This is a genomic window from Tenacibaculum sp. A30 (assembly GCF_051200845.1).
GTDB lineage: Bacteria > Bacteroidota > Bacteroidia > Flavobacteriales > Flavobacteriaceae > Polaribacter.
Window position 1 is genome coordinate 104,170 of record NZ_CP195160.1, and the last position, 15,384, is coordinate 119,553.

Annotated in this window: 13 protein-coding genes; 4 read left to right on the forward strand and 9 right to left on the reverse strand. The window is 31.9% G+C overall.

Going from position 1 to position 15,384, the window contains the following annotated elements; translation table 11 throughout:
- Positions 1-167: 167 nt before the first annotated feature.
- Positions 168-1,781 (reverse strand): CTP synthase, encoded by a 1,614-nt coding sequence (locus ACR9ES_RS00480; protein ID WP_435254679.1) that lies wholly within the window; start codon positions 1,779-1,781, stop codon positions 168-170.
- A gap of 232 nt (positions 1,782-2,013) precedes the next feature.
- On the opposite strand from ACR9ES_RS00480, the gene rpmH reads away from it, so the two are divergent.
- The gene (gene rpmH, locus ACR9ES_RS00485) at positions 2,014-2,175 is read left to right on the forward strand and encodes a 50S ribosomal protein L34 (protein WP_028891113.1); all 162 of its coding nucleotides are present in this window, start codon (positions 2,014-2,016) and stop codon (positions 2,173-2,175) included.
- Between the two features lie 102 nt (positions 2,176-2,277).
- Positions 2,278-5,130, forward strand: coding sequence for a carbamoyl-phosphate synthase large subunit (gene carB, locus ACR9ES_RS00490; protein ID WP_435254680.1), 2,853 nt, complete (start codon positions 2,278-2,280; stop codon positions 5,128-5,130).
- A 75-nt stretch (positions 5,131-5,205) separates the two neighbouring features.
- Here the strand turns inward: carB and ACR9ES_RS00495 are convergent, their stop codons facing one another.
- Complete coding sequence (locus tag ACR9ES_RS00495) at positions 5,206-5,751, reverse strand: acyl-CoA thioesterase (protein WP_435254681.1); 546 nt, start codon at positions 5,749-5,751, stop codon at positions 5,206-5,208.
- Positions 5,744-6,127 (reverse strand): 6-phosphogluconate dehydrogenase, encoded by a 384-nt coding sequence (locus ACR9ES_RS00500; RefSeq protein WP_274634508.1) that lies wholly within the window; start codon positions 6,125-6,127, stop codon positions 5,744-5,746. The genes ACR9ES_RS00495 and ACR9ES_RS00500 overlap by 8 nt, the downstream gene beginning before the upstream one ends.
- A gap of 104 nt (positions 6,128-6,231) precedes the next feature.
- On the opposite strand from ACR9ES_RS00500, the gene ACR9ES_RS00505 reads away from it, so the two are divergent.
- The gene (locus ACR9ES_RS00505) at positions 6,232-7,407 is read left to right on the forward strand and encodes a GlmU family protein (RefSeq protein ID WP_435254682.1); all 1,176 of its coding nucleotides are present in this window, start codon (positions 6,232-6,234) and stop codon (positions 7,405-7,407) included.
- A 37-nt stretch (positions 7,408-7,444) separates the two neighbouring features.
- Here ACR9ES_RS00505 and ACR9ES_RS00510 read toward each other — a convergent pair whose 3' ends face one another.
- The 6 genes from ACR9ES_RS00510 to ACR9ES_RS00535 form a co-directional block, all read right to left on the reverse strand.
- On the reverse strand, positions 7,445-9,817 hold the full coding sequence (locus tag ACR9ES_RS00510; RefSeq protein ID WP_435254683.1) for a TonB-dependent receptor plug domain-containing protein: 2,373 nt from the start codon (positions 9,815-9,817) through the stop codon (positions 7,445-7,447).
- Positions 9,817-10,734, reverse strand: coding sequence for a FecR family protein (locus tag ACR9ES_RS00515; RefSeq protein ID WP_274634511.1), 918 nt, complete (start codon positions 10,732-10,734; stop codon positions 9,817-9,819). The genes ACR9ES_RS00510 and ACR9ES_RS00515 overlap by 1 nt, the downstream gene beginning before the upstream one ends.
- A 73-nt stretch (positions 10,735-10,807) precedes the next feature.
- A complete protein-coding gene (locus ACR9ES_RS00520) occupies positions 10,808-11,326 on the reverse strand; it encodes an RNA polymerase sigma factor (protein ID WP_274634512.1) in 519 nt (172 codons plus the stop codon).
- Between the two features lie 61 nt (positions 11,327-11,387).
- Positions 11,388-13,136 (reverse strand): M14 family metallopeptidase, encoded by a 1,749-nt coding sequence (locus ACR9ES_RS00525; RefSeq protein ID WP_435254684.1) that lies wholly within the window; start codon positions 13,134-13,136, stop codon positions 11,388-11,390.
- A 65-nt stretch (positions 13,137-13,201) separates the two neighbouring features.
- The gene (gene coaD, locus ACR9ES_RS00530) at positions 13,202-13,654 is read right to left on the reverse strand and encodes a pantetheine-phosphate adenylyltransferase (protein WP_274634514.1); all 453 of its coding nucleotides are present in this window, start codon (positions 13,652-13,654) and stop codon (positions 13,202-13,204) included.
- A 6-nt stretch (positions 13,655-13,660) separates the two neighbouring features.
- Positions 13,661-14,638 carry a D-alanine--D-alanine ligase gene (locus ACR9ES_RS00535; protein WP_435254685.1) on the reverse strand — a complete coding sequence of 326 codons (978 nt, stop codon included), beginning with the start codon at positions 14,636-14,638 and terminating at the stop codon, positions 13,661-13,663.
- Positions 14,639-14,791: 153 nt separating this feature from the next.
- Between ACR9ES_RS00535 and ACR9ES_RS00540 the strand changes: the two genes are divergently transcribed.
- Positions 14,792-15,373 (forward strand): PASTA domain-containing protein, encoded by a 582-nt coding sequence (locus tag ACR9ES_RS00540; protein WP_299002262.1) that lies wholly within the window; start codon positions 14,792-14,794, stop codon positions 15,371-15,373.
- Positions 15,374-15,384 lie beyond the last annotated feature (11 nt).

Below are 15,384 nucleotides of genomic sequence, written 5' to 3' on the forward strand. Positions count from 1 at the left end.
CTTAAAGTTTTCCTAGTTGTCTGAAAAACCCGACAAAGGTAATAAAACCCCAAAGATTATTAGAGGATTTACAATGATTAATTTTGTTAAGAATAGTAGTTCAAACAGTATTCCAATTTTATTGAGAAATAAAAAATCCTGTAATTTTAGTTACAGGATTTTTGAAATTATTTTTTAGAGTGTTTTAAAGCTGCTTTAATGAAGCTTACAAACAATGGGTGCGGATTTAGCACCGTACTCTTATATTCTGGATGATATTGAACACCAACAAACCAAGGGTGAGTAGGTATTTCAACAATTTCTACCAATCCAGTTTTAGGATTGATACCCGCAGTTTTCATTCCTGCTGCTTCTAATTGTTCTTTATATTCGTTATTGTATTCGTATCTGTGGCGGTGACGTTCACTGATTAATTCTTCTTTATATGCTTGAAAAACTTTAGAATCTTGTGTTAATTGACAGTCCCAAGCGCCTAAACGCATTGTTCCACCTTTTTCAGTAACATCTTTTTGCTCTTCCATTAAGTTAATAACTGGATGTGCAACTTTAGGATCCATTTCGGTAGAGTTAGCATCTTTTAAGTTTAATACGTTACGAGCAAACTCAATAACTGCCATTTGCATACCTAAACAAATACCTAAAAACGGAATGTTGTTTTCACGTACATATTGTACTGCTGCAATTTTTCCTTCAATTCCTCTATCACCAAATCCTGGAGCTACTAAAACACCGTCTACACCTTCTAATTGTTTTACTGCACTTTCTGGAGTTAATTCTTCAGAGTGAATCCAACGAACGTTAACTTTGGTTTTATTGGCAGCACCCGCATGAATAAATGCTTCGGTAATTGATTTATAAGAATCGTGTAATTCTACATATTTCCCTACTAAACCAATTTCAATAGTAGAAGTAGGGTTTTTATGACGCTCTAAAAAACGGTTCCAAGCAGTTAGCTTAGGTTGTTTACGAGTAGATAAACGTAATTTGTCTAATACAACGTAGTCTAATCCTTCTTTAAACATTAAGTTAGGAACGTCGTAAATAGTTTCAGCATCTAACGATTGAATTACGTTTTGTTTTTTAACATTACAGAATAATGCTAGTTTACGTTTAATATCATCAGAAATTTCATGTTCTGAACGACACACTAAAATATCAGGACTAACACCACTTTGCATTAACATTTTTACAGAGTGTTGTGTAGGTTTTGTCTTTAATTCACCTGCAGCAGCCAAATAAGGAACTAAGGTTAAGTGAACAACTACAGCATTGTCTTCACCTAAATCCCATTGTAATTGACGAACAGCTTCTATATAAGGTAAAGATTCAATATCTCCCACAGTTCCTCCAATTTCAGTAATAACGATGTCAAAATCACCAGTATTTCCTAAAATTTGAACTCTGTTTTTAATTTCATCTGTAATATGAGGAATTACCTGTACGGTTTTTCCTAAAAACTCTCCTTTACGTTCTTTATTAATTACAGATTGATAAATTCTACCAGTAGTTACGTTGTTTGCTTGTGAAGTAGGAATGTTTAAGTAACGCTCGTAGTGTCCTAAATCTAAATCGGTTTCGGCACCATCATCAGTAACATAACATTCTCCATGTTCGTATGGATTTAATGTTCCTGGATCAATATTAATATATGGATCTAATTTTTGAATAGTTACAGAGTATCCTCTTTCTTGTAATAATTTAGCTAAAGAAGCGGCTATAATTCCTTTTCCTAGTGATGAAGTTACGCCTCCAGTTACAAAAACGTATTTTGTGTTGTTCATGGTGTTGTTAGGTTTGCGCAAAAGTAAGAAGTCTGGCAATTACAGCAAATAAAAAAAGAGAAAAAAGATAGTTTGAGTTTTAGTACTTTTGCAAAACCTACTTTTTTTAAAAAAAAATAAAAATAGGGTTTGCCAGACTGAAAAACTGTTGTATATTTGCCCACGCTTTTAGCAGACGGAATTTCACAAAAAGCAAAACATTATTTAAAGAAGATATTTAAGATATACTGTAATGAGTAAAAGAACGTACCAACCATCGAAAAGAAAAAGAAGAAACAAACACGGTTTCCGCGAAAGAATGGCTTCTGCTAATGGACGTAAAGTATTAGCTAGAAGAAGAGCAAAGGGAAGAAAAAAGTTGTCTGTTTCATCTGAATCAAGACCAAAGAAATAATGATTAACTATTGTTAATATTTAAAGGCGTTACTAATAAGTATCGCCTTTTTTTATAACCAAACAATTTTTATTTTTACACCACAACACAACACGAACTAAAATGCCTAAAAGACAAGACCTTAAATCGATTTTAATTATTGGATCAGGACCAATTGTTATTGGTCAAGCATGTGAATTTGACTATTCAGGATCGCAAGCATTAAGATCGTTGAGAGAAGACGGAATTGAAACTATCTTAATTAATTCGAACCCTGCAACGATTATGACAGACCCATCAATGGCTGATCATGTATACTTGTTGCCACTTAATACAAAGTCGATTGTTCAAATTTTAAAAGAACATCCACAAATTGATGCTGTTTTACCTACAATGGGTGGGCAAACAGCCTTAAACCTTTGTATTGAAGCTGATGAAAAAGGAATTTGGAAAGATTTTGACGTAGAGATTATTGGAGTAGATATTGATGCAATTAATATTACGGAAGATAGAGATAAGTTCCGTTTATTAATGGAAGAAATAGGTGTGCCTATGGCGCCTCAAGCTACAGCTACTTCATTCTTAAAAGGAAAAGAAATAGCACAAGAGTTTGGTTTTCCATTATGTATTAGAGCTTCGTTTACTTTAGGAGGAGCAGGAGCTTCTATCGTTTATAATGAAGAAGAGTTTGAAGAATTATTATCAAGAGGATTAGAGATTTCTCCAATCCATGAGGTAATGATTGATAAAGCAATGATGGGGTGGAAAGAGTACGAGTTAGAGTTATTACGTGATGATAACGATAATGTTGTAATTATCTGTTCTATTGAAAACATGGATCCTATGGGGATCCATACAGGAGATTCTATTACAGTAGCTCCAGCCATGACGCTTTCGGATAAAACATTCCAAAAAATGCGTGACATGGCAATTAAAATGATGCGTTCTATCGGTGAATTTGCAGGAGGTTGTAACGTACAATTCGCGGTTTCACCAGATGAAAAAGAAGATATCATTGCAATTGAAATCAACCCACGTGTATCTCGTTCATCTGCATTAGCATCAAAAGCAACTGGATATCCAATTGCAAAAATCGCAGCTAAACTAGCTACAGGATATACGTTAGATGAGTTAGATAACCAAATTACAAAGTCAACTTCAGCTTTATTTGAACCAACGTTAGACTATGTAATCGTGAAAATTCCTCGTTGGAACTTCGATAAATTTGAAGGATCTGACAGAACATTAGGATTACAAATGAAAGCGGTTGGAGAAGTAATGGGTATTGGGCGTTCGTTCCAAGAAGCGTTACACAAAGCAACACAATCGTTAGAGATTAAGCGTAACGGAATAGGAGCTGACGGTAAAAGTTATAAAGATTACAACCAAATTAAAGACAAGTTAAAATATGCTTCTTGGGATCGTGTATTTGCTATTTATGACGCTATTCAAATAGGAATGCCGTTGAGTAAAATCCACGAAATCACTAAGATTGACATGTGGTACTTACGTCAATATGAAGAGTTGTATATGTTAGAAAAAGAAATTTCTACCTATACAATTGATACACTTGACAGAGAATTGTTATTAGAAGCTAAACAAAAAGGATATGGTGACCGTCAAATCGCTCACATGTTAGGTTGTTTAGAAAGTGAAGTGTATAAAAAACGTGAGGAGTTAAAAATAAAACGTGTTTATAAATTAGTAGATACGTGTGCTGCGGAATTCAAGGCGCAAACTCCATATTACTATTCAACTTTCGAAAGTGAAATTGAAACTGCTAACGGAGAAGTTTCAGTATCAAACGAAAGTGTGGTTTCTGATAAGAAAAAAGTTATCGTTTTAGGATCAGGACCTAACCGAATTGGACAAGGAATTGAGTTTGATTACTGTTGTGTTCACGGGGTATATGCAGCAAAAGAATGTGGTTACGAAACCATTATGATTAACTGTAACCCAGAAACAGTTTCTACTGATTTTGATACGGCTGATAAATTATACTTCGAGCCAGTTTTCTGGGAACATATCTACGATATTATCAAGCACGAGAAACCAGAAGGAGTTATCGTTCAGTTAGGAGGACAAACAGCTTTAAAATTAGCTGAAAAATTAGAGCGTTATGGAATTCCAATTATCGGAACAAGCTATAAAGCGTTAGATTTAGCGGAAGATAGAGGTAGTTTCTCAACGTTATTAAAAGATAACAATATCCCTTACCCTGAGTTTGGAGTTGCAGAAAATGCAGATGAAGCTTTAGCGTTAGCAGATGAATTAGATTTCCCAATCTTAGTACGTCCATCATATGTATTAGGAGGTCAAGGAATGAAGATTGTAATCAATAAAGAGGAGTTATTAGAGCATGTAGTAGATTTATTACGTAAGATTCCTAATAATAAATTATTATTAGATCACTACTTAGAAGGAGCTATTGAAGCAGAAGCAGATGCTATTTGCGACGGTGAAAATGTGTACATCATCGGAATTATGGAGCACATAGAGCCTTGTGGAATTCACTCAGGAGATTCAAATGCAACTTTACCTGCGTTTAACTTAGGGGAGTTAGTGTTAGAACAAATTAGAGAGTACACAAAAACGATTGCTTTAGCATTGGATACAGTTGGATTAATCAACATTCAGTTTGCTATTAAAGATGATAAAGTATATATCATCGAAGCTAACCCACGTGCATCTCGTACAGTTCCATTTATAGCAAAAGCATATAAAGAACCTTACGTAAACTACGCAACTAAGGTGATGTTAGGAGAGAAAAAAGTAACTGATTTTGATTTCAATCCACAATTAGAAGGATTTGCAATTAAGCAACCAGTGTTCTCTTTCAATAAATTTCCGAATGTAAATAAGAAATTAGGACCAGAGATGAAGTCGACAGGAGAAAGTATCTTATTTATTGAAAGTTTAAGAGACGATCAGTTCTACGATTTATACGCAAGACGTAAAATGTATTTGAGTAAATAATTCTTTTTAGATAAGAGAACTGAGAGAATAGAAAATAGACAAAAAATCCGAAGTAAAATTTACTTCGGATTTTTTTTATAACTCTATTTTTACATTGTATTTTTCTAGATCTTCAATGTAATCTTTGGCAACAAAATTATCGCTATTAAATTCTTCTTGTCGTTTCTTTTTCATTTCTAAGCGTTTTATAGCTTCTAAAAAACGACGCATTTCTTTTTCATTGTTAATAATGATTCCAGGAACAGTTACTTGTTTGTTTTCATCACTTTTAGCAACCATAGTAAAGTAAGAAGAGTTACAGTGTTTAACCTTACCAGTTTGTATGTTTTGTGATTCAACACGAATACCTACTACCATAGAGGTTCTTCCTACATAATTGATAGAAGCTTTCATAGTAACTAACTCTCCAACATCTATCGGGTTTAAAAAATCAACTGTATCTACTGATGCTGTAACACAATAGGTTCCAGAGTGTTTTGATGCACAAGCAAAAGCTATTTGATCCATTAGTTTTAAAATGTATCCACCGTGAATTTTACCACTAAAATTGGCATGAGATGGAAGCATTAGCTCAGAAATGCTAATGCGAGTGTCTTCTATATTTCTAAAAATATTATTCATTATCATTGTTTAAACCTCTAAAATGAGGAGATTGTTCTTCTTCAACATGTGTGATGAAATATTTGGTGTCTCCAAGCCAAAAGAACGTACCAAAACGTTCTTTGTAAGTGACTTTCACATAGCGACCTTGGTATTTTTGAAGTTTATCAATAACTTCCTTTTGATTATCTTCAACTGAAAAAGCAAAAATTTGAGCACCAGAAATTCCTTGGCTAATTTCTCCTTCCCAAGTTTTTACAACTACACCTTTATAACTAATTTTTATGAGTTCTCCTGAGCGAACTCCTTCGCTATAAGGAACAAAATAAATAAAAGCATAGTATAACGCCGCGATAAGGGCAATACCAATTAAAATTAGACCTAAAATTTTTTTCATAGTGTTTAATTGAAGAATGTATAATAACAAAAGTAAGATTTATATTTTGACTTGTAAAATGAATTGAAAGTGGTAAGTTTGTGTTGCTTCAAAAAATGATGATTATGAATTATATTTTATTTGATGGTGATGTGCGTACTGCTTTATTACCATTTACATATACAAGACCCGTAGCAGATATAAGAGTTGGAATTTTAACGATTAGAGAAAAGTGGGAAAAATACTTGGGTTTAACAACAACTACAGTAACCGAAGAATATTTAGAAGAGAAATATCCAATGGTTGAAATGGAAGAAAATGTATTGCTAAATGCTTCTTTTTTGCCAACAAAACCTTTGGTTGAAATGGTGAAGAATTTACAAGAAAATCAAGCGATATTTAAGGGAGAAGATGTAATAGCTTTTTTTACTTCAGATAATCAAGAAGAGGTGGATTTTTCTTCTTATGAGCATATAGAGTTTGAAGATGATATTATTCAAATTAAAAATACATGGGATATTTTTTCTTTAAATGATAAGGCTATTCGTGCTGATTTTGATTTAATTACGGATGGAAGAAAATCACAACCAATTCCAGAAACAGTTAATTGTATTAATAGAGATGATATTTTTGTAGAGAAAGGAGCAAAGTTAACTTTTGCTACTTTAAATGCTTCAACAGGTCCTATTTATATTGGTAAGAATGCTGAAATTATGGAAGGTGTTGTAGTACGCGGAGCGTTAGCAATGTGTGAACATTCAGTGTTAAAATTAGGAGCGAAAATATACGGAGCAACTACTCTTGGACCTCATAGTAAAGTAGGAGGAGAGGTGAATAATTCTGTGTTATTTGGATATTCTAATAAAGGGCATGATGGGTTTTTAGGAAATTCAGTTTTAGGAGAATGGTGTAATATCGGAGCTGATAGCAATAATTCGAATTTGAAAAACAATTATGCTGAAGTTCGTTTATGGAATTACGAAACGGGTCGTTTTGCTAAAACAGGATTACAGTTTTGTGGTTTAATGATGGGAGATCATTCAAAATGCGGAATTAACACCATGTTTAATACCGGTACTGTTGTAGGTGTTTCTGCTAATATTTTTGGTAGTGGATTTCCAAGAAACTTTGTACCATCGTTTAGTTGGGGAGGAGCATCAGGTTTTACAGAATATAAAACGAATAAAGTTTTTGAAGTAGCCGAAGTGGTGATGGAAAGACGTGGTATTGCGTTTGATGATCAAGAAAAACAGATTTTAGAACACATTTTTGAAGAAACAAAACAATATAGAAATTATTAACATCAAAGGTCTTACTTTTTAGTAGGACCTTTTTTTATTAAAAGCTAACACGAAAAACAATATTAGGTGTCATTCCTAAAGAAACTTTGTCAACTTGTTCTTGTTGGTATTCAATCTCATTATCTGAATTTATAATAGGAATAGCATTATAAGTTCTACTTAAGATATTTTTTTGGTTGTAAATGTTTAAAACAGATACTCCTAATTTACCTTTCCATTTTTCAGAAAAATTAAACGTGTAAGTCATAGAAGCGTCTAAACGATGATAATTAGGGAGTCTAAGAGCGTTAATATTGTCTGTATCTATATAAACAACCGGAAAACCATTATCGGTTACATAAAAATCTCTTAAAGCAGTATAAGGATTTCCTGTTCTGTAAATCCAACCTAAAGAAAATTCATAAGCGTTTAATGTATAGGCATGAGACCATGAAAAATAATTTGTGATATCATGATTGGCAGGAAAATACTTGTTTTCTAAATCTAAAAATTTAAACCTGTTTTTGGTGTACGAATAGTTAACCCAAGTTCTGTAATTATTAATTTTTTTATTGATTAATATATCAATACCATATATTTTACCTATTCCGTCAGAAAAATCGTTGGTCTGATCGTTATAACCGCTCGTTAGCGAGGTCATACCAGTTACTTTTTTGTAGTAAGGTTCAATATCTATTTTCCAATTGTCTTTGTTAAAAATAATTCCTGTAGAAACTTGTAAACTTTTTTGAAGAGGAATGTCATCATCATTTACCTGTGCCCAAATTTGGTTTTCCAAGTCAAATCCTAAACTAGAGGATTGGAACTCTATGATTTGACTAAGTGTTTGGTGTTTTTGCTCATAAGAAGCTTTAAAACTAAAGTTAGTATTTAATTTTTTTTCAAGGTATAATCTAGGTTCTACAACAAGCTTTTTAATTTTAGAAAAGTAGTTAAAACGTACTCCAGTATTTATATTCCAGTTATCAGAGTCGTATAGATATTCTCCAAAAATTGAATGAGTATCGTTCGAGCTTTTATCATCTTGTTGAGAGCGATATTGATTTTCTCCTTGTAGACTGTATGAGTATTTTAAATCATATTCGGCCTCTGTAGATGTGAAATCGTATCCTAAAAGGATATCTGTTTTATCGTTAAGAGAGTAGTTTACATTATACGAAAGCCCCACATCATTTAAAGTATTGCTTTTGCTCGAAAATTCAACAAGAAAATCTTCGTAGTAACTATAATTGGCATTGTAGTCTAATGTAAAAGTAGAAAAATACCCTTTTACGTTATGAGTTGTTGTTTCGCTAGTTTCCTTTTTCCAATTAGCGCTCATACCAGTATTTTTAATATTTATCTGGTCGTGGTATTTGTCTTTATAATCAGGAACTGTAAAATCATTATACATTTTATTTTTAGTGTGTAAAAAACTAAACGTTAACGATTCTTCTTCAGAAGGATTAGTGATGAATTTTGCGGTGTAATCTGAAAAATTAAACTCATTATCTCTACTAAACTTTATGTTTTTATCAATAATATAATTTTCTTGATTGTTATTATATGTTTGAAATACTCTTGTAGATAATTTATTAAAAGTAAAAGTCTTTAAAATATTAGAATATGAGCTTCGAGCGGAAAAAGATAAAGCTGTTTGCTTTGATAAAGGAACGTTAATAAAAGCATCAGTATGTGTCATATTTAAGCCAAAGCTTCCAGTAATTTTTCCAGGAATTTCTTCAGAAGTTTTTATGTCGATTACTCCAGAAACTCTATTTCCATATCTAGCACTTGTACCACTTTTAGACAGCACAACTTCTTTGGTAGTGTATGGATTAAAAGCAGAAATCATTCCGAAAAAATGGCCTAAATAGTACGTTTTTATTCCATCCCAAAGTACTAAGTTTTGATTAGGAGTCCCTCCTCTAATATATATACCCGCAGCAGTTTCATCAGGACTTTGAACTCCAGGAATAATTTTTAAGCTTTCTAAAACATCAGGTTCTGTTAACCCAGGTAATACTCCAAGTTGTTTTGGTAAAATAGAAATAGCTCCATTTTTCTTTTTGTTAATTCCAGAGGTTATATAGTTGGTAACAAGAATTTCATTAAGAAGCGTATAATTTTCTTCACTAAGAGTCGTATTTTTTGTAATATAATAGTAGCGCTCGTTTATTTTTTTTAAAACAAAGGAAGTTTGACGCTCAATTTCCCCCAAGAGATATACTAATTCACAGTTTTTTTGTGAAAATGAAAAAATATCTTTTTGAATTATTTCAGGGTTATACGAAAATTTAACCCCAAAATTAGCTTCCGTTTGTTTTAGAACGTCTAATAAAGGAGTGTCTATAAAAGAAATGTCTATCTTTTCCTGAGAAAAAATAGACATTGCTAAGCATATAAAAAGTATACTTAATTTTATATTCATTAATTATATGTCAATATAACAGTACTATTTTTTGCTAATTTATAAGAAATTTTCATAGGAGCAAAAACAGTTTGTAATGCTATATTAACATCTTCATGTGTATAAGTACCTGTAAATCGTTTTTCGGTATCTATTTTTGAAGAATCAAACTTTAAGTTGAATTGGTTTTCTAATGCTTTAATTACTTGGTGTAAGGGAACATTAGTGAAAGAACTTTCGCCTTTTAACCAAGAAGGGCTATCTGAATTAAAAGTCCATTTTTCAGCTTTTTCATTATAATTTCTGTAAGCTTTTCCTAAGGTTAAAATAGTTTCATCATTGCTTTTAGAAGTAACTTTTACTTTTCCTTCGTAGCATAGAACTTCAAAATAATTTTCAGAAGTATTAACTGTAAATTTAGTTCCTAAAACTGTAACGTTACCCTCTGAAGTGTTTACAGTAAAAGATTTACCTTTTTCAACTTCAAAAAAAGCTTTACCTTTTAAAGATAACTCTCTATTACCATCCCACTTGTATTTTTTGTAGCTAACAGTAGAGTTAGGAGAAAGATGTACCGTTGAATTATCTGGTAAAGTTATAGTTGAATGCTCTCCGTAACTTGTAGAAATATTAATTGTACTATAATTAAAGTAAAAAAAGCTAAGTAGCAAAGCTATAGTAGCAACAGCGCCGTACATCCATGTAGGAATTAATTTAACGACTTTTTTCTCTGCCTTTTTAGATTGTAACTTGTTTTGAATTTGGATAAGCGCTTCTTTCTGATTATAATCAGGAGTTTTTAACAACTGAGAAGCATCATCAATGGCTTTAAATTGATGATAAACGTCAGATTGTTGAAATTCTTCCAGCTCTTTAGAGGAAAGCTCATTGGCTATCCATCTGGCTAAAAAAGTCTCATCTTTATAATTTAATTTCATTTCCTATTATTCGTGCTATTTGTATTAAAAACAATTAAAAAACTAATTACCCTACTACAAATAGTATTTTTTATTACACTTTACCTATTTGTTCTTTTAAAGTAAGTAATGCCTTACTCATTCTTTTCTCTACAGCCTTAACAGAAACACCAACAATTTCAGCAATTTCACTGTATTTTTTCTTATCTATTCTGCTTAGTAAAAAAACTTCTCGTTGCCTTTCAGGAAGGTCAGCAATCGCTTTTTTTAATTTTTTATGAAATTCATCTTCTTCCAATATAAACTGAGGAGTTTCTATTGATGTATTATTGGTAGTATTTTGTTTTTGATATTCTAATACCACTTTTTTATGAGCCACTTCATTTAAAAAGTGATTGTTTGCCACGGTATATAAAAAGGATTTAGCCTTTTCAAAAATTACTTTAGCGCAATTGTGCCATAATTTGATATAGGCTTCCTGAACGATATCTTCAGCTTGCTGAGTATCGCCACATTTATAGTAAATATAATTTCGTAAAGTTTGTGAGTGTTTATTGAAGACTTCTTCAAAGTTTTTTTGCTCACAAACAGATTTTAAGGGTTCATTTTCCATTAGACTGACTTCCTAATCATTAACAAAAATATAAAAATGTAACGAAGAGGTTTACTAATTGTTAATATAACTTAAAAATAGGTAGTTTTTTATGCGCTTTTTCATAGTGTGGAGTTTTGGTGTAAATCCAATACAGTTGCATTTGTGGATTCTTGGCAAAACTCTCATCGGTGTTTAGTTTTTCTTCAAACTGTTTTTTTATTGAAGGGTTTTCTTGTAAAAAAGCTTCAGCAATATCTTCAAAAACATAGGCAGAATAGCCTTCTTTTTGTTGTAAAATAGTATCGAAGAAATTCCAGTTGAAGAAAGAATCTACCGCCTCAGCTTCCAAGGTTTCTAAAATATAGCGAATTCCTGTTTGATTGGTAGGAATATAAATATCTCCTTTGTTGAATTTAATTTGTTGATTTTCTGTTTTGGTAATTTCGGTGTTGTAATGTAAATAATGACCTTCGTAAGCAGTCTTTCGAGTTTCAAAATTTTTGATGTGCTGTATTTCTACCGTTAAAACAGTATCATTCTTAAAACGAGTAAATTCAATATTGTTATTTTGTAATCGTTCCAGAACTTTGTGCCAACCTTGTTCTAAAATATAAGCTTTAGGTATGGTAACTTCTTTTGTTGGGATATAATTATTGTAATATGAAATTTCTTTAGTGTAGGGCTTTGTTCTGTCATAAAATAAACGCTTTCCGTTAGTAACCTTACTGTCTATAAAAACACCTTCATATCCTTTAAAATTAAGTGTAGATGGATTCTCTTTATCAACTGTAAAAGCAATAGGATATGTTTTTTTATTGATAATTTCCTGCACAGCATTTTTACGTAATTCTTTTATTTGATTACTGTTTTCTTCGGAAAAATCTAACGTTGAAAATAGTAGTTCATAAGTTTGTTTTACACGTGTTTTATAAGGTTTAAGCATGTGTGTTTCTACCATTAAACCTAAGGTGTTGAATAGACTAGTGTACCCAGTAGAATATCTTGGAGAATCAAAAAATTGAGACCAACCACTTTCAGGAGTTGTTCCCCAAACATTTACATACGGAGTTATGATGATATCTTTTTGAGCTAACGATTGTTCAATCTCAGAGCGCATTTTGGTTTCAATGAACTCTCCTAATTTTCCACCTAATTGATTGTGTTGTGTAAATAGATGGGTAATAGCATATTGATAGTCGGCGCCATTGCTTACATGATTATCAATAAAAACATCTGGATTTACAGTATGAAATATTTCAGCAAATGCTGCTGCATTCTTAGTATCTTGTTTAATAAAATCACGATTTAGGTCATAGTTACGCGCATTTCCTCTAAAACCATATTCTTTAGGACCATTTTGATTGGCTCTAGTATGTGAGTTTCTATTTAAAGCTCCACCAATATTATACACAGGAATAACACAAATCAAAGAGTTTTTATACTTGCTTTTTAAGGAGTCATTCTGAACAATATCTCGTAATAATAGCATTGAAGCATCTATCCCGTCAGATTCTCCTGGGTGAATTCCGTTATTGATTAAAATTCTGTTTTTTGAAGAATTTTTGATCTGATTGATGTTTGTTTTCCCATCTGTATTAAAAACAGCTAAGTGTAAAGGTTTACCAATATCTGTGGTGCCAATTTCAAATAAAGAAATTTCAGGATACGTCTCAGCCAAATCTTTGTAATAAGAAATTACCTCTTTATAAGTAGGTGTTTCTGTTCCGTTTGAAGTTTCAAAAAGTGTTGTAAAATCTTTTGTTTCTTTTTTAGACTCTTGTTTACAAGCAACAATAATTAGTAGTAATAATACAGCTAGCTTTTTCAATGGATAATATTTTAAGTGTTTAGAGGTAAGCCTAGGTAATTAAACCTTTGGTTATCGCTCTGCGATTAAATTCTAACAGCATCAGGAACCAGACCTGTGTAATCTCCTTCGTTTCGGATAACGTCACGAACAATAGAAGATGAAATGTAACTTTTACCAGAAGAAGTCAGTAAGAAAACAGTTTCAATTTCTGAAAGTTTTCTATTGGTATGGGCAATTGCCTTTTCGAACTCGAAATCGGCTGGATTTCGTAAGCCTCTTAAAATAAATTGAGCATTTTGCTCTATACAAAAGTTTACGGTAAGTCCGCTGTAAGTTAGTACCTTTATTTTAGGTTCATGCTTAAAAGTTTCTTCAATAAAGCGTTTACGTTCTTCTAAAGAAAACATATATTTTTTATCAGCATTTACACCAATAGCAATGATTAACTCATCAAAAAGTGTAACACCACGTTCAATAATGTCTACATGTCCTAAAGTGATTGGGTCGAAGGATCCTGGAAAAATAGCTCTTTTCATTGTTAATTAGTTGTTTAAAGCCATTTCAATAGCATTTCCAAATAATTCAGTTAAAGAGATACCTGCATGATTGGCTTGTTGTGGTAAAATACTTGCTTCTGTTAATCCAGGAACAGTGTTCATTTCTAAGAAATGAGGAACGTCATTTACCAGAATATATTCAGAACGTGAAAATCCGCTCATATTTAAAATTTCGTACACGCGCTTAGCAATGTTATTTACGCTCTTCTCTTGAGCTTCTGTTAAACGTGCTGGAGTAATTTCTTGCGATTCTCCTTCATATTTAGCTTTATAGTCGAAGAAGTCATTATCAGAAACAATTTCAGTAATTGGTAATACTTTGATTTCTCCCTTGTACTGAATTACACCCACAGAAACTTCAGTTCCGTCTAAAAAACTTTCAATTAATATTTCTGAATCTTCCTCATAGGCTTTTTCAATAGCAGGAATTAATTCTTCTTGTGTATATACTTTAGAGATTCCGAAGCTAGATCCCGCACCGTTAGGTTTTACAAAACAAGGTAATCCAATTTTTTCAATGATGGTATTGGTGTTGATTTCATCTCCTTTATTTAAATAAACAGAAGTTGCAGCCGGAATTCCATATTCTTTTACTACGCTTAACGTATCACGCTTGTTAAAAGTTAATGCCATTTGATAGAATGGGGCAGAAGTATGTTTTAATCCGATAAGGTTAAAATATGCTAGAATTACTCCGTTTTCACCTGGAGCACCATGAATGGCGTTAAAAACAGCATCAAAAGTGATTTTGGTTCCATCAATTTCAGCAGAAAAATCATGTTTATTAATAGGGTGTTCATTTTCTTCATCATCAACCAAAACCCATTTATCTTTTAAAATATGAACTCTATACGGGTTGTATTTTTCTTTATTAAGATGTTTGTAAACTACATTACCACTTTTTAAAGATATACCTACTTCTGAGGAATATCCTCCCATAATAATAGCGATGTTTTTTTTCACTTTATTTATATTTCAATTACTGTTTTGTTGTTGTTTTCTTAAAATCCCAATGTAGGATTATACAAACTTACCAAAAAAACTCGTTTAAGACTTGTTGATTTGAAAATAGTACTATTTTTACTGTACATTTGTGCGATCTTACAAAAAAATGATATGAGTAATTTAACAGAAAAGTCTGGAGGTTTATTTCAATTTATTAAAAGTAAATCTTTTTTAACAAACGTAATTATAGCAGTTGTAGCAATATTTATATTCGTATTTGGACTACAATGGTGGCTTGGAGTAACGACAAACCACAACCAAAAAATACAAGTGCCAAACTTGCACAAAATGTCTTTAGATGAAGTAACACAAAAGCTAGATGAATTGAACTTAGATTTTGTAGTGATTGATAGTGCTAGTTATAACCCTGAATATCCTAAAAAATCGATTATTGAGCAAGATCCAGAAGCGGGAGATTTTGTAAAAGAAAAACGTAAAATATATTTAACACTAAATCCGTCTAAGTATCGAGATGTTGTAATACCTGACTTAAATGGACGTACAAGACGTCAAGCAACTACACATTTACGTTCTATAGGATTCAAAGTAGGAAGTAATGTTACTTGGGTGCACGATATAGGAAAAGATGTAGTTCGTGGATTAAAACATAACGGACAAAAAATAGAACCAGGAACAAAATTACCAAAACAAACAACCATCGATTTAATTTTAGGAGATGGTAACGGAAACTAATTTTAATATTG

Bases quoted from the DNA above. Each gene is read 5' to 3' on its own strand.
- ACR9ES_RS00480 (WP_435254679.1), bottom strand. From the start codon at position 1,781: ATGAACAACACAAAATACGTTTTTGTAACTGGAGGCGTAACTTCATCA.
- rpmH (WP_028891113.1), top strand. From the start codon at position 2,014: ATGAGTAAAAGAACGTACCAACCATCGAAAAGAAAAAGAAGAAACAAA.
- carB (WP_435254680.1), top strand. From the start codon at position 2,278: ATGCCTAAAAGACAAGACCTTAAATCGATTTTAATTATTGGATCAGGA.
- ACR9ES_RS00495 (WP_435254681.1), bottom strand. From the start codon at position 5,751: ATGAATAATATTTTTAGAAATATAGAAGACACTCGCATTAGCATTTCT.
- ACR9ES_RS00500 (WP_274634508.1), bottom strand. From the start codon at position 6,127: ATGAAAAAAATTTTAGGTCTAATTTTAATTGGTATTGCCCTTATCGCG.
- ACR9ES_RS00505 (WP_435254682.1), top strand. From the start codon at position 6,232: ATGAATTATATTTTATTTGATGGTGATGTGCGTACTGCTTTATTACCA.
- ACR9ES_RS00510 (WP_435254683.1), bottom strand. From the start codon at position 9,817: ATGAATATAAAATTAAGTATACTTTTTATATGCTTAGCAATGTCTATT.
- ACR9ES_RS00515 (WP_274634511.1), bottom strand. From the start codon at position 10,734: ATGAAATTAAATTATAAAGATGAGACTTTTTTAGCCAGATGGATAGCC.
- ACR9ES_RS00520 (WP_274634512.1), bottom strand. From the start codon at position 11,326: ATGGAAAATGAACCCTTAAAATCTGTTTGTGAGCAAAAAAACTTTGAA.
- coaD (WP_274634514.1), bottom strand. From the start codon at position 13,654: ATGAAAAGAGCTATTTTTCCAGGATCCTTCGACCCAATCACTTTAGGA.
- ACR9ES_RS00540 (WP_299002262.1), top strand. From the start codon at position 14,792: ATGAGTAATTTAACAGAAAAGTCTGGAGGTTTATTTCAATTTATTAAA.